This window comes from Streptomyces sp. NPDC048106 (genome assembly GCF_040706415.1).
Taxonomy (GTDB): domain Bacteria; phylum Actinomycetota; class Actinomycetes; order Streptomycetales; family Streptomycetaceae; genus Streptomyces.
The window spans coordinates 14,576-34,484 of record NZ_JBEZND010000062.1; the positions used below are offsets into that span (position 1 = coordinate 14,576).

At 72.5% G+C, this 19,909-nt stretch carries 16 protein-coding genes; 7 read left to right on the forward strand and 9 right to left on the reverse strand.

The annotated features are described in order from the left end of the window. Nucleotides 1-84: 84 nt before the first annotated feature. The gene (locus AB0927_RS38205; protein WP_366672451.1) at nt 85-1,293 is read right to left on the reverse strand and encodes an acetate kinase; all 1,209 of its coding nucleotides are present in this window, start codon (nt 1,291-1,293) and stop codon (nt 85-87) included. After that, on the reverse strand, nt 1,290-3,389 hold the full coding sequence (pta, locus tag AB0927_RS38210; RefSeq protein WP_366672452.1) for a phosphate acetyltransferase: 2,100 nt from the start codon (nt 3,387-3,389) through the stop codon (nt 1,290-1,292). The genes AB0927_RS38205 and pta overlap by 4 nt, the downstream gene beginning before the upstream one ends. Nucleotides 3,390-3,617: 228 nt before the next feature. Here pta and AB0927_RS38215 point away from each other — a divergent pair, with 228 nt between their 5' ends. Then, nucleotides 3,618-4,643 carry an ATP-dependent 6-phosphofructokinase gene (locus AB0927_RS38215; protein WP_366672453.1) on the forward strand — a complete coding sequence of 342 codons (1,026 nt, stop codon included), beginning with the start codon at nt 3,618-3,620 and terminating at the stop codon, nt 4,641-4,643. 78 nt (nt 4,644-4,721) lie between these two features. Here the strand turns inward: AB0927_RS38215 and AB0927_RS38220 are convergent, their stop codons facing one another. Then, complete coding sequence (locus AB0927_RS38220; RefSeq protein WP_366672454.1) at nt 4,722-5,405, reverse strand: response regulator; 684 nt, start codon at nt 5,403-5,405, stop codon at nt 4,722-4,724. Continuing rightward, nucleotides 5,402-7,042 (reverse strand): sensor histidine kinase, encoded by a 1,641-nt coding sequence (locus AB0927_RS38225; protein ID WP_366672455.1) that lies wholly within the window; start codon nt 7,040-7,042, stop codon nt 5,402-5,404. The genes AB0927_RS38220 and AB0927_RS38225 overlap by 4 nt, the downstream gene beginning before the upstream one ends. 165 nt (nt 7,043-7,207) lie before the next feature. On the opposite strand from AB0927_RS38225, the gene AB0927_RS38230 reads away from it, so the two are divergent. Beyond that, complete coding sequence (locus AB0927_RS38230) at nt 7,208-8,587, forward strand: cation:dicarboxylase symporter family transporter (protein ID WP_366672456.1); 1,380 nt, start codon at nt 7,208-7,210, stop codon at nt 8,585-8,587. 105 nt (nt 8,588-8,692) lie between these two features. Here AB0927_RS38230 and AB0927_RS38235 read toward each other — a convergent pair whose 3' ends face one another. Beyond that, on the reverse strand, nt 8,693-9,316 hold the full coding sequence (locus tag AB0927_RS38235; protein WP_366672457.1) for a TetR/AcrR family transcriptional regulator: 624 nt from the start codon (nt 9,314-9,316) through the stop codon (nt 8,693-8,695). Nucleotides 9,317-9,433: 117 nt separating this feature from the next. Between AB0927_RS38235 and AB0927_RS38240 the strand changes: the two genes are divergently transcribed. The 5 genes from AB0927_RS38240 (at nt 9,434) to AB0927_RS38260 (ending at nt 15,203) form a co-directional block, all read left to right on the forward strand. Further along, a complete protein-coding gene (locus AB0927_RS38240; protein WP_366672458.1) occupies nt 9,434-11,104 on the forward strand; it encodes an MFS transporter in 1,671 nt (556 codons plus the stop codon). 95 nt (nt 11,105-11,199) lie between these two features. Continuing rightward, on the forward strand, nt 11,200-11,964 hold the full coding sequence (locus AB0927_RS38245; protein ID WP_366672459.1) for a DUF2127 domain-containing protein: 765 nt from the start codon (nt 11,200-11,202) through the stop codon (nt 11,962-11,964). Nucleotides 11,965-12,028: 64 nt separating this feature from the next. Next, nucleotides 12,029-12,457, forward strand: a complete 429-nt coding sequence (locus AB0927_RS38250; RefSeq protein ID WP_366672460.1) for a MerR family transcriptional regulator — start codon at nt 12,029-12,031, stop codon at nt 12,455-12,457. Next, complete coding sequence (gene trxA, locus AB0927_RS38255; RefSeq protein ID WP_366672461.1) at nt 12,454-12,786, forward strand: thioredoxin; 333 nt, start codon at nt 12,454-12,456, stop codon at nt 12,784-12,786. Before AB0927_RS38250 ends, trxA begins: the two co-directional genes overlap by 4 nt. Nucleotides 12,787-12,938: 152 nt before the next feature. Continuing rightward, nucleotides 12,939-15,203 carry an ATP-dependent DNA helicase gene (locus AB0927_RS38260; protein ID WP_366672462.1) on the forward strand — a complete coding sequence of 755 codons (2,265 nt, stop codon included), beginning with the start codon at nt 12,939-12,941 and terminating at the stop codon, nt 15,201-15,203. A gap of 47 nt (nt 15,204-15,250) precedes the next feature. On the opposite strand, the gene AB0927_RS38265 is transcribed toward AB0927_RS38260, so the two are convergent. The 4 genes from AB0927_RS38265 to AB0927_RS38280 all read right to left on the reverse strand — a co-directional run. Further along, the gene (locus tag AB0927_RS38265; protein WP_366672463.1) at nt 15,251-15,781 is read right to left on the reverse strand and encodes a hypothetical protein; all 531 of its coding nucleotides are present in this window, start codon (nt 15,779-15,781) and stop codon (nt 15,251-15,253) included. A 41-nt stretch (nt 15,782-15,822) separates the two neighbouring features. After that, nucleotides 15,823-18,066: a 1,4-alpha-glucan branching enzyme gene (glgB, locus tag AB0927_RS38270; protein ID WP_366672464.1), complete on the reverse strand. Its 2,244-nt coding sequence runs from the start codon at nt 18,064-18,066 to the stop codon at nt 15,823-15,825. A 28-nt stretch (nt 18,067-18,094) separates the two neighbouring features. Then, nucleotides 18,095-19,465 (reverse strand): maltokinase, encoded by a 1,371-nt coding sequence (locus AB0927_RS38275; protein ID WP_366672465.1) that lies wholly within the window; start codon nt 19,463-19,465, stop codon nt 18,095-18,097. A gap of 93 nt (nt 19,466-19,558) precedes the next feature. Then, nucleotides 19,559-19,909, reverse strand: a 351-nt coding sequence (locus AB0927_RS38280) for an alpha-glucosidase C-terminal domain-containing protein (protein ID WP_366672466.1), incomplete at its 5' end; no start/stop codon positions are given.

Below are 19,909 nucleotides of genomic sequence, written 5' to 3' on the forward strand. Positions count from 1 at the left end.
GGGGCGATCCTATCGGTTTGTTTCGCTCCGGAATATTCCGTCTGGCGGAAGATACAAATGAGAGGCGTCCTGCTCAGGTGCTGCTCAATTGTTCTTTCCGACCAGTGCGTAGGTCTGCGTCGCGATCTCCAGTTCCTCATCCGTCGGCACCACGGCCACGGCTACCCGCGCGGACGCGGGTGAAATCAGCCGCGCCCCGCCGCCGCGGGCCTCGTTCAGCCCGGGGTCGACCGCCGCGCCCAGCCCCTCCAGGCCCGCGATCGCCGCCTCCCGCACGGGTGCCGCGTTCTCCCCGACCCCGGCGGTGAACACGATCGCGTCCACCGTGCCGAGGACGGCGTAATAGGCGCCGATGTACTTCTTGAGCCGGTGAATGTAAATGTCGAAGGCGAGCACGGCCGCCTGGTCGCCCTCGTCGATCCGGCGGCGGATCTCGCGCATGTCGTTGTCCCCGCACAGCCCGAACAAGCCGCTCCTCTTGTTGAGGAGAGTGTCGATCTCGTCCATGGACATTCCGCCAACTCGCGCCAAATGGAAGATGACGGCCGGATCCAGATCACCGGATCGCGTACCCATCACCAGCCCCTCCAAAGGCGTCAGCCCCATGGAGGTGTCCACGCACCGGCCCTTCCGCACCGCGGAGGCCGAGGCGCCGTTGCCGAGGTGCAGCACGATCACGTTGACCTCGCCGGGTTCCTTGCCCAGCAGCCGGGCCGTCTCGCGGGAGACGTAGGCGTGCGAGGTGCCGTGGAAGCCGTAGCGGCGCACCCGGTGGCGGTCGGCGAGCCTCGGGTCGATCGCGTAGCGCGCCGCCGCCTCCGGCATCGTGGTGTGGAACGCCGTGTCGAACACGGCGACCTGCGGCAGGTCGGGACGGAGCGCGCGGGCGGTGCGGATGCCGGTCAGGTTGGCCGGGTTGTGCAGCGGGGCGACCGGGATCAGCCGCTCGATCTCGGTGATCACCCCGTCGTCCACGACCGTGGGCTCGGTGAAGAACATCCCGCCGTGCACCACCCGGTGCCCGATCGCGAGCAGGTCCGGCGAGTCGAGGCCGACGCCGTCGCGGGCCAGCTCCCCGGCGACCGCCTTGAGCGCTGCGTCGTGGTCGGCGATCGGGCCGTTCTGCTCACGGGTCTCGCCCGTGCCGACGCGGGTGTGGCGCAGCCGGGAGGTCTGTTCGCCTATCCGCTCGACCAGCCCGAGGGCGAGCCGGCTCGTGTCCCGCATGTCGAGCAGCTGGTACTTCAGCGACGATGAGCCGGAGTTGAGGACGAGGACACGGGTCGCGGTCACGGTACGGGCACGCTTTCTGCTCGGTCGGCGGAGGTCTGGGCCTGGATCGCCGTGATGGCCACGGTGGTCACGATGTCCGGCACCAAGGCACCCCGGGACAGGTCGTTGACCGGCTTGCGCAGCCCCTGGAGGACCGGGCCGACGGCGATCGCGCCGGCCGAGCGCTGCACGGCCTTGTAGGTGTTGTTGCCGGTGTTGAGGTCCGGGAAGATCAGCACCGTGGCCTGCCCGGCGACCTCGGAGCCCGGCAGCTTGGTCGCGGCGACGCTGGGCTCCACGGCGGCGTCGTACTGGATCGGCCCCTCGATCCTGAGGTCGGGCCGGCGCGCGCGCACCAGCTCGGTGGCCGCGCGCACCTTGTCGACGTCGGCGCCCGAACCGGAGGTGCCGGTGGAGTACGACAGCATCGCGATCCGCGGCTCCACCCCGAACCGGGCCGCCGTGACCGCCGACTGGACGGCGATGTCCGCGAGCTGCTCGGCGTCCGGGTCCGGGTTGACCGCGCAGTCGCCGTAGACCAGCACCTTGTCGGCCAGGCACATGAAGAACACGGAGGAGACGATCGAGGCCTCCGGCCGGGTCTTGATGATCTCGAACGCCGGGCGGATGGTGGCCGCCGTGGAGTGCACCGAGCCGGAGACCATGCCGTCGGCGAGGCCCTCCTCGACCATCAGGGTGCCGAAGTAGTTCACGTCGGTGACGACGTCGTACGCCAGCTCCACCGTGACGCCCTTGTGGGCGCGCAGGGCCGCGTACTTCTCGGCGAAGCCGTCGCGCAGCTCGGAGGTGGCCGGGTCGATCAGCTGGGTGTCGCCGAGGTCGATGCCCAGGTCGGCGGCCTTCTTGCGGATCTGGTCCGCGGGCCCGAGCAGGGTCAGGTCGCACACGCCCCGGCGTGTCAGCACCTCGGCCGCGTGCAGCACCCGCTCCTCGGTGCCCTCCGGGAGCACGACCCGGCGCCGGTCGGCGCGGGCCCGCTCCAGGAGCGTGTGCTCGAACATCATCGGGGTGACGCGGTCGCCGCTGGTCGCGGAGACGAGACCCGCCAGCTCGGCGGTGTCGGCATGGCGCTCGAACAGGCCGAGCGCGGTCTCCGCCTTGCGCGGGGTGGCCGCCGTCATCCGGCCCTCCAGGGAGAACAGCCGCTCGGCGGTCGGGAAGCTGTTGCCGCGCACCGACAGGACCGGCGTGCCGGGGGCGAGCCGGGCGGCCAGCGTGAGGATCTCCTCGCTCGGCACCTCGCCCAGGGTGAGCAGGATGCCGGCTATCGGCGGGGTGCCGGCGCTGTGCGCGGCCAGCGCGCCGACGACCAGGTCGGCCCGGTCCCCGGGGGTGATGACCACACAGCCGGGCGTCAGGGCGGTGAGGAGGTTCGGCAGCATGGCGCCGCCGAAGACGAAGCCGAGGGCGTCCCGGGCGAGCCCGGAGTCGTCGCCGAGCAGCACCCTCGCGTCCAGGGCCTGGGTGATCTGGGCGATGGTCGGGGCGGACAGGGCGGGCTCGTCGGGCAGCACGTAGCAGGGCACCGGCAGCCGGGAGGCCAGCCGCTCGGCGATCTCGTCGCGGTCCTCGCGGGCCACCCGGTTGGCGATCATGGCCAGGACGTCGCAGCCGAGGCCGTGGTAGGCGCGGTAGGCGTTGCGGACCTCGGCGCGCACCGACTCGGCGTGCTGGCCGCGGCCGCCGACGATCGGGAGGACGGAGGCGCCGAACTCGTTGGCGAGGCGGGCGTTGAGGGCCAGCTCGTCCGGGAGCTGGGTGGCGGCGAAGTCGGTGCCGAGGACGAGGACGACGTCGTAGTCGCGGGCCAGCAGGTGGAAGCGGTCCACGAGGACGGAGACCAGCTCGTCGGTGCCCTGCTCGGCCTGGAGGGCGGAGGCTTCCTCGTAGTCCATGCCGTGCACGGTCGCCGGGTCCTGGGAGAGCCGGTAGCGCGCCTTCAGCAGCTCGAACAGCCGGTCGGGGCCGTCGTGCACGAGCGGGCGGAAGACGCCCACCCGGTCGGCCTGCCGGGTCAGGAGTTCCATGACCCCCAGCTCCACCACCTGGCGGCCGTCGCCGCGGTCGATGCTGGTCACGTACACGCTGCGCGTCACGCGTCGACTCCGTTCCTGTCACGTCCGTCGTCCCGCACGTCTGGCACCCGTCACACCGGCTGCCACATCGGCGGCATAAAAATCGCCCACCGAGGTGAGCAGGGCCCTCTTGACAGTACCCCCGAGCCGGGTTAAGGCGCCCGCCAGGATCCCAGCCCTTCCGGCGGACGTGAAAGAATCGGATAAAGCTCACGCACGGACGAGACAGCGAGCAGGAGACAGAGCACGATGCGCATCGGAGTTCTCACCGCAGGCGGCGACTGCCCCGGCCTGAACGCCGTGATCCGTTCGGTCGTGCACCGGGCGGTGACCCAGTACGGCGACGAGGTCATCGGTTTCGAGGACGGCTACCGGGGGCTGCTCGACCGCCACTACCGCGCCCTCGACCTGGACGCGGTCAGCGGCATCCTGGCCCTCGGCGGCACCATCCTCGGCTCCTCCCGCCTGGAGCGGGACCGGCTGCGGGAGGCCTGCGAGCGGGCCACCGACATGGTCGGGGAGTTCGGCATCGACGCGCTGATCCCGATCGGCGGCGAGGGCACCCTCACGGCGGCCCGGATGCTTTCCGACGCGGGCCTGCCGGTCGTCGGCGTGCCCAAGACGATCGACAACGACATCTCGTCCACGGACCGCACCTTCGGCTTCGACACCGCGGTGGGCGTCGCCACCGAGGCGATGGACCGCCTCAAGACCACAGCCGAGTCCCACCAGCGGGTGATGGTGGTCGAGGTCATGGGCCGGCACGCGGGCTGGATCGCGCTGGAGTCCGGCATGGCCGCCGGCGCGCACGGCATCTGTCTGCCCGAGCGGCCCTTCGACCCCGCGGACCTGGTCAAGATGGTCGAGGAGCGCTTCGCGCGCGGCAAGAAGTTCGCCGTGATCTGCGTCGCCGAGGGCGCGCACCCCGCCGAGGGCACCATGGACTACGGCAAGGGCGCGATCGACCAGTACGGCCACGAGCGCTTCCAGGGCATCGGCACCGCCCTCGCCTACGAACTGGAGCGCCGCCTCGGCAAGGAGGCCAAGCCGGTCATCCTGGGCCACGTGCAGCGCGGCGGCGTGCCCACCGCCTACGACCGCGTCCTCGCCACCCGCTTCGGCTGGCACGCCATCGAGGCCGCCCACCGCGGCGCGTTCGGCCACATGACCGCCCTGCGCGGCACCGACATCCGGATGGTCCCGCTCGCGGAGGCGGTCACCGAGCTGAAGACGGTCCCGAAGAACCGGATGGAGGAGGCGGAGTCGGTCTTCTAGCCGACCTCTAGCCGCCGCTTCCAACCGCCGCTTCCGGCCCCGGCCCCGGCCGGGGTCCCCGACCGGGGCTTCGGGGAGTCAGCGCGTCTGCGGCACCCATCGGTAGACCAGTTCCGGCCGCCCCACCTGGCCGTACAGCGGGCTGCGCGCGGCCCGGCCGGTGTCCACCAGGTGTTCCAGATAGCGGCGGCCGGTGATCCGCGAGATGCCCACGGCGTCGGCGACCCCGGCCGCGGTGAGCCCGTCGGCCGCCTCGCGCAGCGCGTCGGTCACCCGCTGGAGCGTCGGCCCGCTGAGCCCCTTGGGCAGCGCGGCCGGCGCGGGCGCCCGCAGCGCCGCGAGCGCCCGGTCCACCTCGTCCTGCCCGCTCGCCTCGCCCGCCGCACCGCGGAACTCGGCGTAGCGCACCAGCCGGTCGCGCAGCGTGGCGAAGGTGAACGGCTTGAGCACGTACTGCACGACCCCCAGCGAGACCCCCTCGCGCACCATCGCCAGATCCCGGGCCGAGGTCACCGCGATCACGTCCGCGTGATGGCCGCAGGCCCGCAGCGAGCGCGCGAACTGGAGCCCGTGCACATCGGGCAGATGCAGATCCAGGAGCAGCAGATCCACCCGCGTGCGCTCCAGCACGCGCCGCGCCTCCGCGCCCGTGCGGGCCTTGGCGACGGCGACGAACCCCGGCACCCGGCCGACGTACAGCTCGTGCGCGTCGGCGGCGACGGGGTCGTCCTCCACTACCAGCACTCTGATCGGGTCCGTCATACGGCACCGCCCTCGGCCGGCACCGGCGCCTGGCGCAGCGGCAGCCGTACCTCGAACAGGGCGCCGCCGTCACCCGCGTCCCGCACGGCGAGCAGGCCCTCGTGCCGGGTCACCGCCTGCCGTACGAGCGCGAGGCCGAGCCCCCGTCCGCCGGGTCCGGCCGGTTTGGTGGTGAACCCGCGCTGGAAGACCAGGTCCGCGTGGCCGGGGTCGACGCCGGGGCCGGTGTCCGCGACGCGCAGCACCAGCTCGGCGTCCGAGGCGTACGCCGTCACGGTCACCCGCGCCCGCGCGCTGCCCTGCGCCGCGTCCACCGCGTTGTCGATCAGGTTGCCGAGGATGGTCACCAGGTCCCGCGCGGGCGGACCGCCGGCCAGCAGACCGTCGTCCAGCCGGCTGTCCGGCGACACCACCAGCTCCACGCCCCGCTCGTTGGCCTGCGAGGTCTTGCCCAGCAGCAGCGCCGCGAGGACCGGTTCGCGCACCGCCGCCACCACCTGGTCGGTCAGCGCCTGAGCCAGCTCCAGTTCGGCCGTGGCGAACGCCACCGCCTCCTCGGCCCGGCCCAGTTCGATCAGCGAGACCACGGTGTGCAGCCGGTTCGCCGCCTCGTGCGCCTGCGAGCGCAGCGCCTCGCTGAAGCTCCGCTCACTGTCCAACTCGCCCATCAGCGACTGGAGTTCGGTGACGTCGCGCAGGGTGACGACCGTGCCCCGGCGTTCGCCGCCGGAGACCGGGGAGGTGTTGACCACGAGCACCCGGGACGCGGTCGGGTGCACCTCGTCCACCCGGGGCCGCGAGGACAGCAGCGCGCCGGTCAGCGGGGCCGGCAGCCCCAGCTCGGCCACCGAGCGGCCCACCACGTCCGCCTCCCCGGCCCGGTGGCCCACGCCCAGCAGCTCCCGGCCGCCGTCGTTGATCAGCGCCACCCGGTACTGCCCGTCCAGCATCAGGAGTCCCTCGCGGACCGCGTGCAGCGCCGCCTGGTGGTAGTCGTGCATCCGGCTCAGCTCGGTGGCGTTCATGTTGTGGGTGTGGCGGCGCAGCCGGGCGTTGATGACGTACGTGCCCACCGCGCCCAGCAGCAGCGTCCCGCCGGCCACCCCGAGCAGCGCCGTGACCTGGTCCTGGAGCCGCTTGCTGATCTGCTCCACGGTGATGCCGGCGCTGACCAGGCCGACGATCCGGCCGCCGTCCGTCACCGGCGTCACCGCGCGCACGGAGGAGCCGAGGGTGCCGGTGTAGGTCTCGGTGAAGGTGTGGCCGCGGCGGGCGGGGGCGGTGGTGCCGAGGAAGCGTTTGCCGATCTGCCGCGGGTCCGGGTGCGTCCAGCGGATGCCGGCCGGGCTCATGATCGTGACGAAGTCGACGCCGGCGTCCCGGGTGACCTTCAGGGCGTACGGCTCCAGGAGCGCGGTCGGGTCCGGGGTGCGGATCGCCGCGCGGACCGCCGGGGAGTCGGCGATGGAGCGGGCCACCGCGGTGGCCTGCCGGGCGGCCGCGTCCTCCGCCTGCCGCCGGTCGCTGACGTAGGTGAACAGCGCGTATCCGGCCACGACCACCGCTATCAGCACGGCCTGCATGGCGAAGAGCTGGCCCGCCAGGCTGCGAGGGCGGGTCAGGGACGGAAAGCGCATGTCAGCCAGTGTGCCCCCGGGTCACGCGTGAACTAAATGAACGCAAGCGTGACCGCCCTCACAGGGCGGGAGATAGTCGCCGGGTTCCCCAGCACCGCCCGGACGTGAGCCGCACGCCGGTCGTGCACCGACGAAGCGTCGACGAAGACGTCAAGGAGGGCATTCGTGGCCGCCACCTCTCCCGGTACGGCACCCGCCGCACCCCGCGCCCGGCGGGACCGGACCCATTACCTGTACATCGCCGTCATCGTGGCCGTCGTGCTCGGCATCGCCGTCGGGCTCATCTGGCCGGATGCCGCGGTGCAGCTCCAGCCGGTGGGCGCCGGGTTCGTCAATCTGATCAAGATGATGATCTCGCCGATCATCTTCTGCACGATCGTGCTCGGGATCGGATCGGTGCGCAAGGCGGCCAAGGTGGGCGCCGTCGGCGGCATCGCCCTTGGCTACTTCCTCGTGATGTCCCTGGTCGCCCTCGCCATCGGGCTCGTCGTGGGCAATGTGCTGCACCCCGGCTCCGGACTCCATCTGACCCACGCCCTCAAGCAGACCGGGCACGCGCAGGTCAGCAGCGACGCGCTGCCGCCCGTCGACTTCGTCCTGTCGATCATCCCCAAGACCTTCGTGTCCGCCTTCACCGAGGGCCAGGTCCTCCAGACGCTGCTGGTCGCCCTGCTCGCCGGCTTCGCCCTCCAGGCCATGGGCGCCGCCGGACAGCCGGTGCTGCGCGGCATCGAGCACATCCAGCGGCTCGTCTTCCGCGTCCTGTCCATGGTCATGTGGGCCGCGCCGATCGGCGCGTTCGGAGCGATCGCCGCGGTCACCGGCTCGGCCGGCCTGGACGCGCTGAAGAGCCTCGCCGTGCTGATGCTCGGCTTCTACGTCACCTGCGTGCTGTTCGTCTTCGTGGTGCTCGGCGCGGTGCTGCGGATCGTCGCCGGGGTGAACGTCTTCTCCCTGTGCCGCTACCTCGCCCGCGAGTTCCTGCTGATCCTGTCCACGTCCTCCTCCGAGTCCGCGCTGCCCCGCCTGATCGCGAAGATGGAACACCTCGGCGTCAGCAAGCCGGTCGTCGGCATCACCGTGCCCACCGGGTACTCCTTCAACCTCGACGGCACGATGATCTACATGACCATGGCGTCGCTGTACATCGCGGACGCGCTGGGCACGCCGATGTCGGTCGGCGAGCAGATTCCGCTGCTGCTGTTCCTGCTGCTGGCGTCGAAGGGCGCGGCGGGCGTCAGCGGCGCGGGCCTCGCCACGCTGGCCGGCGGCCTCCAGTCGCACAAGCCCGCGCTGGTGGACGGCGTCGGCCTCATCGTCGGCATCGACCGGTTCATGAGCGAGGCGCGGGCGCTGACGAACTTCGCGGGCAACGCGATCGCCACGGTGCTCGTGGGCACGTGGACCAAGGAGATCGACAAGGCGCGGGTGCGGCAGGTGCTCGCGGGGGAGCTGCCGTTCGACGAGACGGTGACGGACGCCGCGGCGGGTACCGTGACCGAAGTCCCCGAGCCCCGGCAGGAGCAGGGGCTGGCGAAGGCATAGCTCCGCCCTTTTCTCCGGATGTCCGGCTCCGCCTGAACCGGGGCCGGGCATCCGGCTGTGTACGGACCACGTGCACGGATCACGTGCACGGACCACGGGTCCGGATTACGCGTCCGGACTCACCTCGGCCACCAGGGCGGTGGCCGTCGAGGCGGGTACGCCCGATGCGGTCAGGACGGTGACCGTGGCGGCGCGGCCCGCCTCCGCCGTTTCCAGGAGGCCGTCGTTGACCGCCTCCATGACCGCGAAGAGGGTCTGCTCGTGCACGTAGGCGAGCGCGGGGGCGGGCAGGGGTGAGGTGAACACGCCCTCGTCCAGGCCCTGTTGAAGCACCCGGGCCTTGGCCGCGCGGAGCGGGGCGAGACGTTCGCGGATGCCCTGGACGGTGACCGTGCGCTGGGCGAGGGCGATCAGCAGCCGGTAGCGGTCGGCGGTCGCCCAGAGCGCGAGCACCGAGCGGGCGAGCGCCTCCGCCGGGTGCGTGACCCCCGCGCGCACCGCCGCGTCCGCGTCCGCCAGCGCCTGTACCGCCTCGTCGGTGAGGGTGCTGATCAGCGCCTCACGGCTGGGGAAGTGGCCGTACACGGTCCGCCGTACGACTCCGGCGGCGCGCGCGATCTGGTCCATGGAGGCGTCCGGGTCGCGCAGCAGCTCGACGAGGGCGACGTCGAGGATGCGGCGCCGGTTGGCGTCGGCGCGGCTGGGGTTACCCGTGGTCATGGCCCTCATTCTGCACTTCCCGAACGAGTTGCACAGCACTGTGCAGCGGCGTAGATTGCACAGCGTTGTGCAATTGCACGTTGCTGTGCAAGTTCTGTCGCGAACCGAGGAAGGCAAACCCCTGCCATGCGACTCGTCATGACCGAACCGGTCGAGAAGATGGAGCGCCCCTACGCCCGGCGCTGGTGGGCACTGCTCGTGCTCTGCCTGAGCCTGCTGATCATCGTGATGGCCAACACCGCCCTCACGGTCGCGGCGCCCGACATGACGAAGGACCTCGGCCTCTCCAGCGCCGACCTCCAGTGGGTGATCGACGGCTACACCGTGCCCTACGCGGCCCTGATGCTGCTGCTCGGCGCGATCGGCGACAAGTACAGCCGGCGCGGGGCGCTCGTGCTCGGCCTGCTGGTCTTCGGCGGCGGCGCGGTCTTCGGCTACCTGGCCGGCAGCGCGGCCACCGTCATCGCCGCCCGCGCCGTGATGGGCGTCGGCGCGGCGCTGATCATGCCGGCCACGCTGTCGCTGCTCGCGGCGACCTTCCCGCGGGCCGAGCGGGCCAAGGCGATCACGCTGTGGACGGCCACCGCGGGCCTCGCCATCGCGGCCGGCCCGGTGGTCGCGGGCGCGCTGCTGCGCGGCCACGGCTGGTCCTCGACGTTCCTGATCAACGTGCCGATCGCCGCCGTGGCCCTCGTCGCCGCCTTCGTCCTGGTCCCGCCGTCCAAGGCGGGCCACCACGACCGCGTCGACCTCGTCGGCGGCCTGCTGTCGGTGATCTGGACCGGCTCGCTGGTCTACATGATCATCCAGGGCCCGCACTTCGGCTGGAGCGGCAAGGCCGTCGCCGCCGCGGTGCTCGCGGGCGCCGGACTGGTCGCCTTCGTCCTGTGGGAGCTGCGCCACCCGCGCCCGATCCTGGACGTCCGCCGCTTCGCGCACCGCCGCTTCGCCGGTTCCAACCTGGCCGTCGCCCTGTTCTTCCTGGCCGTCTTCGGCGCCTTCTACTTCCTCACCCAGCACCTCCAGTTCGTCCTCGGCTACGACGCGCTCCAGACCGGCATACGGATGCTGCCGCTGGCCGGCGCCGTGTTCGCCGGCTCGGCCCTCACCGGCTGGCTCACCCCGCGCGTCGGCATGAAGTGGACCGTCAGCGCGGGCATGGTCGGCGGCACGGTGGCGCTGGCTCTGCTCACCCGGGTGGCCGCGGGCTCGACGTACGGCGACTTCGTGGCCCCGCTGGTCATCCTCGGCCTCGCCATCGGCCTCGCCCTGTCGCCCTGCACCGACGCGATCATGGGCGCGTTCCCCGAGTCCGAACTGGGCGTCGGCGGCGCGGTCAACGACACCTCGCTGGAACTGGGCGGCTCCCTCGGCATCGCCATCCTCGGCTCGCTGCTGGCCACGTCGTACGGCAGCCACCTCACCGGCGCCACCGCCGGCAGCAAGCTCCCGCCGAGCGCCCTGGAGACCGCCAAGGACTCGGTCGGCGCCGGCTACGCCGTCGCCCAGGGCATCGCCGACAAGGCCCACCAGGCGGCGGCGCGGGCCGCCCACGCGAACAGCCCCGAGCAGGCCGCCCAGTTCAAGCAGCAGGCCGCCGAACTCGCCACCGGCGCCCACCGGATGGCCGACGCCGTCGGCTCCTCCTTCTCCGCCGCCGTCGCCCACACCAGCCTGGTCGGCGCGGTCGTCCTCGGCGTCGGCACGGTCCTGGTCGCCCTCCTGCTGCCGCGCCGCGCGACGGCCGAAGAGGTGAGCCAACCGGAGCGCGAACCGGCGGAAACCGCCGTCGGCTGACGCTTTCCCACCGACATCCATTAGCGTGCCGTGCCGGATGACCGGAACGGCACGCTGGTGCGTGGCGTCTGTACGTGCATGGAGGTACGGGGGATATGAAGATCGACTGGGACCGGCGGACCTGCGCGCGCAAGGGACATGTCACCTACGCGTCCGACGATCCGCGGCTGCGGGTACGGCTGCACGCGCAGACCGGGCTCGGGGACGCCTGGCGCTGTCTGCGCTGCGGTGACTTCGTGCTCGGGGAGCCGCACGGGTCGGGCCCCGCGCGGGACGCGCCGCTGGTACCGCGGGGGAAGGTGCTGCGGGACCTGTTCATCCTGCGCTTCCTCGCCATCGAGCGGGCCGTGCGCGGGGTGTTCATAGTCCTCGTCGCGGTGGCCGTGTGGAAGTTCAGCAACAGCCAGGACGCGGTGCGGCGCCTGTTCAACGAGTACCTGACCGTCCTGCGCCCCGTCTTCCGGCACTTCCACTACGACCTCGACCACTCACCCGTGGTCGGCTCCATCCAGAAGGCCTTCGGCTACAAGCACTCCACGCTCCTCCTGGTCGCCGGTCTGCTCCTCGCCTACGCCCTGATCGAACTGATCGAGGCGGTCGGCCTCTGGCGCGCCAAGCGCTGGGCGGAATACCTCACCGTCGTCGCCACCGCCGCCTTCCTCCCGCTGGAGATCTACGAGCTGACCGAGAAGATCAGCTACCTCAAGATCGCCACCCTGGTCCTCAACATCCTCGCCGTCCTCTACATCGCACTCACCAAGCGCCTGTTCGGACTGCGCGGCGGCCGCCGCAAGTTCGACGAGGAACGCCACAGCGCGTCCCTGCTGGAGGTGGAGGAGTCGGCGGGCGTGCTGGTCTGATCCCGGCCCGCGCGCCCTCGCCCCGCTTGCCCTGACGCCCGCGTCAACCCCTACCGTCGACCGCATGCGAATCGGAGAGCTGGCCGCGCGGGCCGGGACCACGGCGCGCGCGTTGCGGTATTACGAGACCCGGGGGCTGCTCGCGGCGCGAAGGGACGGCCGCGGCCACCGCAGTTACGGCGAGGCGGAGCTGCGGCTGGTGGAGCAGATCAGGACGCTCCAGGACTTCGGGTTCGGGCTGGAGGAGACGCGGCCGTTCGTGGAGTGTCTGCGGGCGGGGCATCCGGAGGGGGACTCCTGCCCGGCGTCGCTCGTGGTCTACCGGCGCAAGCTGGCGGAGCTGGACGAGCTCATCGGCCGGCTGACGGCCGTGCGGGAGACGGTCGCGGGGCAGCTGCGGCGGGCCGAGGGGGCCCGGGACGAGCTGGCCGCCGAGGCGTCGGCTCCGGGGGGTCCGGAGCCCGTGTGCGAACTGGGAGGGCGGTTGTCGTGAGCTTGCCGAGCGGACCGGCCGAGGTGACGGACGACGACTTCGAGACGGAGGTGATCGGCGCGGAGCTGCCGGTGCTGGTGCAGTTCACCGCCGACTGGTGCGGGCCCTGCCGGCAGCTCGCGCCGGTGCTCAGGGACATCGCCCGGGAGGAGGGGGACCGGGTGAAGGTCGTGCAGATCGACGTCGATCGCAATCCGGGGACGACCCTCGCCTACCGCGTGCTGTCCACGCCCACCCTGATGGTCTTCCGGGACGGTGAGCCTGTGCGGTCCATGGTGGGGGCGCGGCCCAAGCGGCGGCTCCTGGAGGAACTCGCCGACCTGCTGTAAAGGCGCTTTCGAGACGCTGGTCCCCGACACAGGAAATCCCCCGGGCAATTGCGTCCGGGGGATTTCTGCGCGTATATTGAGTGGTTCGTGACTTCACGTATGCGTGGTCACGGAAAGCTTTGTGGGCACAGTATATCCGGGCGGGAGCGGAATTGTCAAACACCGAATTTCCAGACGATGAATTGCGGCGCGAGCAGGAATTCATCGACGGACTGTACGCGCGTGTGGACGTGCTGCGCGGTGAGGCCGAGACCTCGGTCTCGGGCGCGCTCGCGCAGGGCGACAAGCCCATGCAGGCCCGGCTGGAGCGGGACATCCTGGTCGCCGAGCGGTCGGGGCTGCTCGCCGCGCTGAACGCCGTCGACGGTTCGCTCTGCTTCGGGCGGATCGACCTCGCGGGCGGTACGACGCACCACATCGGCCGGATCGGGCTGCGCGCGGACGACGCCGAGCACACGCCGGTGCTCATCGACTGGCGTGCCGACGTCGCCCGGCCGTTCTACCTGGCCACCGGGCACACCCCGATGGGGCTGCGGCGGCGCCGGCACATCGCCACCGAGGGCCGTACCGTCACCGCCCTGCACGACGAGATCCTGGACCTGGGCGACGCCACCCGCACCGGGCACGAGGACCACAACGCGGACGCCGTGCTGCTGGCCGCGCTGAACTCGGCGCGCACCGGCCGGATGGGCGACATCGTGCGGACCATCCAGGCCGACCAGGACCGGATCATCCGGGCGCCGCACCGGGGCGTGCTGGTAGTGGAGGGCGGTCCCGGCACCGGCAAGACCGCGGTCGCCCTGCACCGGGCGGCGTACCTCCTCTACGAGTACCGGGAGCTGCTGGCCCGCCGGGCCGTGCTGATCGTCGGCCCCAACCCGGCCTTCCTCGGCTACATCGGCGAGGTGCTGCCCTCCCTCGGCGAGACCGGCGTCCTGCTGGCCACGGTCGGCGAGCTGTTCCCCGGGGTGAAGGCCACCGCCACCGACACCCCCGAGGCGGCCGCGGTCAAGGGGCGCGCCGGCATGGCGGAGGTGCTCGCCGAGGTCGTCCGCGACCGGCAGGCGCTGCCCGACCCGGTCCTCGCGATCGAGCACGACCGGGAGGTGCTGATGCTGGACGACGGCCTGGTGAGCGTCGCCCGCGAACGCACCCGCGCGGCCAAGCTGCCGCACAACGCGGCCCGCGAATACTTCGAGGGGCACATCCTCAACACGCTCACCGAGCTGTACGCCGAGCGGGTCGGCACCGACCCCTACGACGGCGGCAGCCTGCTCGACGCCTCCGACATCACCCAGATCCGCGACGAACTCGCCGAGAACCCCGAAGTCTGGTCCGCCATCGACCAGTTGTGGCCCCGGATCACCCCGCAGCGGCTGGTCGCCGACTTCCTGGCCGAGCCCGAGGGGTACGTGAGCGACGAGGATGCCGCCGCGATCCGCCGCCCGGTGACCCGCGCGTGGACCGTCGCCGACGTGCCGCTCCTGGACGAGGCCGCCGAACTCCTCGGCGAGGACGACCGGTTGGCCCGCTTCCGCGCCGATCGCGAGCGCGCGACGCAGATCGCGTACGCGCAGGGCGTGCTGGACGTGTCGTACGCGTCGCGGACGTACGAGTTCGAGGACAAGGAGGACGGCGACCCGGACGGCTCGGAGGTGCTGTCCGCGCACGACATCATCGACGCCGAACGGTTCGCCGAGCGGCAGGAGGAGGCGGACCACCGCAGCGCGGCGGAGCGGGCCGCGGCCGACCGGACGTGGGCGTTCGGGCACATCATCGTGGACGAGGCGCAGGAGCTGTCGCCGATGGCCTGGCGGCTGCTGATGCGACGCTGCCCGACCCGCTCCATGACCCTGGTCGGCGACCCCGCGCAGACCGCGGAGGCGGCCGGCGTCGGCTCCTGGTCGGAGATCCTCGCGCCCTATGTCGAGGACCGGTACGAGCACACGCGTCTCGGCGTCAACTACCGCACCCCGTCCGAGATCATGGACCTCGCCGCCGCCGTGGTCCGCGCCGAGCACCCGGACTTCCGGCCGCCCAGCTCGGTGCGTTCCACCGGGGTACGGCCCTGGGTGCGGCGGGCGGACGACGACCTGCCCGGCGCGGTGGCCAAGGCGGCCGCCGAACTCGCCCCGGTGGAGGGCCGGCTGGCGGTCATCGCCCCGCGCCGCCTGCACCGCGCGATCGCCGCCCGCCTGGACGGCGTCACGGCCGGCGCCGAGCCCGACCTCACCCAGTCGGTCGTCCTGCTCGACCCCCGCCAGTCCAAGGGCCTGGAGTTCGACTCGGTCCTGGTGGTCGAACCGGGCGAGTACGGCACCAGCGACCTGTACGTCGCCCTGACCCGCGCCACCCAGCGACTGGGGGTCCTGCACACCCGGAACCTGCCGCGGTCCCTGGACCAGCGGGACGCGTAGGACCGGCACCGCGCCCCAGGCCCCGGAGAACCCCCTTTCTCCGGGGCCTACCCGGCCGCGCGCCCCCACCACCCGGGGCTCACGCTCAGCGCCCAGACGTCCCCGGTCTGGTGGACCGACGGGTCGCCGGTGTCGTGCGAGCCGTCCCCGTACGGGTCGGGGTCCTCGATGACGAAGATCCGCGCCCCGGACCCGGACACCCGGTACCGGTGCACGTCCTTCGAGACGTCCTCGGGCTCGGCCGCGCACCCGAGGGCGGCGATCGCGGACCGCAGCTCAGCGAAGCGGACGCGGGGCCGGAACTCCCCGTACGCGCGCACCAGGGGCGCCGGCGCGCAGGGGCCGTGGATCAGCCGGTGGACCTGCACGCCGATCCCGTCGCAGGTCAGACCCTCCTCGCCGGCGCCCGAGAAGGACACTTCCACCAGCCCGTAGTCCCGCCGCAGCAGCCCCCTGCCGGGAACGTCCAGGTAGTCCGTCCCCGCCCTGGCCTCCCAGACCCCGGGAGCCGATCCGATGCCGGCGCCGAGGACGTCGCCGCGCGTGACGGCGTGGGCGTAGAAGTCCAGATCGGACACCGGGCGTTCTCCTCGGGTCGGGGTGCTGGGCCGGTGGGTGGCTAGGCCGGTCGCAGCCACACCGTAGCCAAGGGCGGCAGGGTCAGGCGGACGGCGGCCGGGCGGCCGTGGGCGCCGTGGGGCTCCGGTTTCAGGGGGGACGGATTGGTCACGCCGCTGCCGCCGTAGTGCTCGGCGTCCGTGTTCAGGAACTCCGCCCAGGCCGGGACGGAGTCCGGGACGCCGACGAGGTAGCCGGGGCGGACGACGGGGGAGAAGTGGCAGACGGCGAGCAGGGGGGTGCCGGCGGCGTCGTACCGCAGGAAGGCGAGGACGTTGTCGGACGCCGCGTCCCCGGCGATCCACTCGAAGCCCGAGGGGTCGGTGTCGCGCTGCCACAGGGCCGGGGTGGCCCGGTACCGGGTGTTCAGGTCGCGGACCAGGTCGCGGACGCCCCGGTGGCCGGGCTCGGCGGGGTACGACGGGTCGAGCAGCCACCAGTCGGGGCCGTGCGCCTCGGACCACTCGGCGCCCTGGGCGAACTCCTGCCCCATGAAGAGGAGTTGCTTGCCCGGATGGGCCCACATGAAGGCCAGGTAGGCCCGGTGGTCGGCGCGTTGCCGCCACCAGTCGCCCGGCATCTTCGAGACCAGGGACCGCTTGCCGTGCACCACCTCGTCGTGGGATATCGGCAGGACGTAGTTCTCGCTGTACGCGTACACCATCGAGAAGGTCATCTCGTGGTGGTGGTGGGCGCGGTGCACCGGGTCGTGCGCCATGTACCGCAGCGAGTCGTGCATCCAGCCCATGTTCCACTTCAGGCCGAAGCCCAGCCCGCCGAGACCGCTCGGACCCTGCACATGGGTCGGCCGGGTCACCCCGTCCCAGGCCGTGGACTCCTCGGCGATGGTCACCACGCCCGGACAGCGCCGGTAGAGCGTGGCGTTCATCTCCTGGAGGAAGGCCACCGCGTCCAGGTTCTCCCGGCCGCCGTGCTCGTTCGGCCGCCATTCGCCCGGCCCGCGCGAGTAGTCGAGGTAGAGCATGGAGGCCACCGCGTCCACGCGCAGGCCGTCCACGTGGAACTCCTCGCACCAGTAAAGGGCGTTCGCCACGAGGAAGTTGCGCACCTCGCGCCGCCCGAAGTCGAACTCCAGCGTGCCCCAGTCGGGATGCGCGGCCCGCAGCGGATCGGGGTGTTCGTACAGCGGCCGCCCGTCGAACTCGGCCAACGCCCAGGCGTCGCGCGGGAAATGGGCCGGCACCCAGTCCATCAGCACCCCGATCCCGGCCTGGTGCAGCCGGTCCACCAGGTACCGGAAGTCGTCCGGGGTGCCCAGCCGGGCCGTCGGCGCGTAGAAACCGGTGACCTGGTAACCCCACGAACCGCCGAAGGGGTGCTCGGCCAACGGCATCAGCTCCACGTGCGTGAAGCCCGTCTCCGTCACGTACGCGGTGAGCTGGTCGGCCAGCTCACGGTACGACAACCCGGGCCGCCAGGACGGGAGATGCACCTCGTACACCGAGAACGGCGCCTCGTGCACCGGGGTGTCGCCCCGGTGGGCCATCCACTCCGCGTCCCCCCACTCGTGGCGCGAGACGTGCACGACCGAGGCCGTGGCGGGCGGGGCCTCGGTGCGGCGGGCCAGCGGGTCGGCGCGCAGGGTGCGCGAGCCGTCCGGGCGGGTGATCTCGAACTTGTACAGCTCGCCCTCGCCGACCCCCGGCACGAACAGCTCCCAGACCCCCGAGGAGCCGAGCGAACGCATCGCGAACCCGGTGCCGTCCCAGAAGTTGAAGCTCCCCGCGACCCGCACCCCCCGCGCGTTCGGCGCCCACACCGCGAACCGGGTGCCGCGCACGCCCTGGTGGGTCAGGACGTGCGCGCCGAGCGCCCGCCACAGCCGCTCGTGCCGGCCCTCGCCGATCAGATGCAGGTCCAGTTCGCCGAGCACGGGCGGGAACCGGTAGGCGTCCGCCGTCTCGTGGACCGTGTCGTCGTACGCCACCCGCAGCCGGTACGTCTCCGGCACGGCGGTGAGCGGGAGCAGCGCGGAGAAGAACCCCTCGCCCTCGTCCGTCAGTTGGGCGCGCAGCGCGCCGCAGTGGACGGTGACCTCGCGGGCGTGGGGGCGGAAGGCGCGGCAGGCGACCCCGCCGGGCACCGGGTGGGCGCCCAGCACGGAGTGCGGGTCGTGGTGGGTGCCGGCCAGCAGCCGCGCACGGTCGTCGGCGGGCACGGCGGCCACGGCCGGGTGCTGCTCGGCGTCCGCGGCGGGACCGGTCGGGTGCTTCTTCGACGTCACGAGCGAGTCTCCCGGGGCGAGAGTCGGGTCAGTGAGGGTCGGGCACGGCGAGGCGGCGGACCGCCGACAGCGGCACGGGCAGCCAGTCGGGGCGGTGGCGGGCCTCGTACACCACCTCGTAGACGGCCTTGTCGGTCTCGAAGGCGCGCAGCAGCACCGGTTCGGTGCGCGGGTCGCGGCCGGACACCTCCGCGTACCCGGAGCAGTAGGCCGCCCGGCAGTCGTGGGCCCACCGGGGCCCGGGGGAGCGCGCGGAGGCCGCCGCGTAGTCGAAGGAGCGCAGCATCCCCGCGATGTCCCGCACCGTCGGCTGCGGCATCCGCCGCTCGGCCGGCGGCCGGGCCGGTTCCCCCTCGAAGTCGATCAGCGACCAGTCGCCGGACGGCGCGCGCAGGCACTGCCCGAGGTGGAGGTCCCCGTGTATGCGCTGGGCGGTCCAGGTGCGGCCCCCGGCGGCCAGTTCGGCCAGCGCCGTGTACGCCGAGCGCAGCCCCGCCTCGTACCGGCGCAGGGCCGGCACGGCCTGGGCCGCCGCCGCGAGCCGTCCCGTCATCCCGTCGGCCAGCGGCCCGAGCTGGGCGGGCCCGAGGGTGACCGTCGGCAGGGCGCGGGCCAGCGCGGTGTGCACCTCGGCCGTGGCCCGGCCCAGCGCCCGGGCGTCGGCGGTGAAGTCCTCGCCCTTGGCCAGTTCGCGCAGCGCCAGCTCCCAGCCGTCGGCGGCACCGCTCACGAAGGGCTGCAACACGGCGAGAACGTAAGGCTGTTGATCCAGCTCGGCCCGCAGCCACGCCGTGGGGGCGGGCACCCGGGGGCATCCCTCGCGGGCCAGCGCCAGCGGCAGCTCCAGGTCGGGGTTGACGCCGGGCACGACCCGGCGGAACAGCTTGAGAATGAACGTATCTCCATAGACCACGGACGAGTTGGACTGTTCGACCGCCAGCGGTCGGGCCACCAGTCCCGGCCGGATCTCCTGGCGCGGATCCCGCTCGAAGCGCAGCCCGCCGACGCGGGCCCGGGTGCGCAGCGCCTCCAGGAGCAGCTCGGCGGGCCGGCGGTCGTACAGGGCGTCGTACACCGTGTGCCCGGCGAGCGGGCCCCGGGTCGCATGGCCGATCAGCGCGGGCGCCAGCCGGGGCGGCAGCGCCTCGTGGACGCCGATGAGGAGCTGGTAGCAGTCACCGGGGTGCGACGGCCGCGGTTGCTGGTGGACGCGCAGGAGCACATGGTAGAGGCCCAGCCGGCCGTCGGCGGGCAGGAGCCGGGTCACGGCCACGGGGGTGAACCCGGTGACCGGGCGGCCCTTGCCCGCGAACCAGCGCTGCCGGGGCAGCCACGCGCGCAGCAGGGGGGCCAGTGAGTCGAGGGTGGTGCTCGCTGAAGGGGTGACCGCTTCCGTCATGGGCGTCACGTCCTTTCCCCGGGTCGTCGGGGTGTCACTGATGCGTGCCCCGGGCGGGGCGGCGGAAACGCGCCGCCGCGCCGCCCGGCGGTCCTACGCGGCGTCCCGGCGCAGCCGGAACCAGTAGAAGCCGTGCCCCGCGAGGGTCAGCAGATACGGCAGGTCGCCGACCGGGGGGAAGCGCACCCCGCCGAACAGTTCGACCGGGTGCCGTCCGCCGAACCGGCTCAGGTCCAGCTCGGTGGGCTGCGCGAACCGGGAGAAGTTGTGGACGCAGAGCACCAGATCGTCCTCGTACTCGCGCAGGAAGGCGAGCACGGCCGGGTTGGTGGAGGTCAGTTCGGTGTACGAGCCGAGGCCGAAGGCGGGGTTCTGCTTGCGGATCTCGATCATGCGCCGGGTCCAGTGCAGCAGCGAGGACGGCGAGGACATCGACGCCTCGAC

Coding starts and splice junctions, on each gene's coding strand:
- AB0927_RS38215 (WP_366672453.1), top strand. CDS start 3,618: ATGCGCATCGGAGTTCTCACCGCAGGCGGCGACTGCCCCGGCCTGAAC.
- AB0927_RS38220 (WP_366672454.1), bottom strand. CDS start 5,405: ATGACGGACCCGATCAGAGTGCTGGTAGTGGAGGACGACCCCGTCGCC.
- AB0927_RS38225 (WP_366672455.1), bottom strand. CDS start 7,042: ATGCGCTTTCCGTCCCTGACCCGCCCTCGCAGCCTGGCGGGCCAGCTC.
- AB0927_RS38235 (WP_366672457.1), bottom strand. CDS start 9,316: ATGAGGGCCATGACCACGGGTAACCCCAGCCGCGCCGACGCCAACCGG.
- AB0927_RS38240 (WP_366672458.1), top strand. CDS start 9,434: ATGCGACTCGTCATGACCGAACCGGTCGAGAAGATGGAGCGCCCCTAC.
- AB0927_RS38245 (WP_366672459.1), top strand. CDS start 11,200: ATGAAGATCGACTGGGACCGGCGGACCTGCGCGCGCAAGGGACATGTC.
- AB0927_RS38250 (WP_366672460.1), top strand. CDS start 12,029: ATGCGAATCGGAGAGCTGGCCGCGCGGGCCGGGACCACGGCGCGCGCG.
- AB0927_RS38275 (WP_366672465.1), bottom strand. CDS start 19,465: ATGACGGAAGCGGTCACCCCTTCAGCGAGCACCACCCTCGACTCACTG.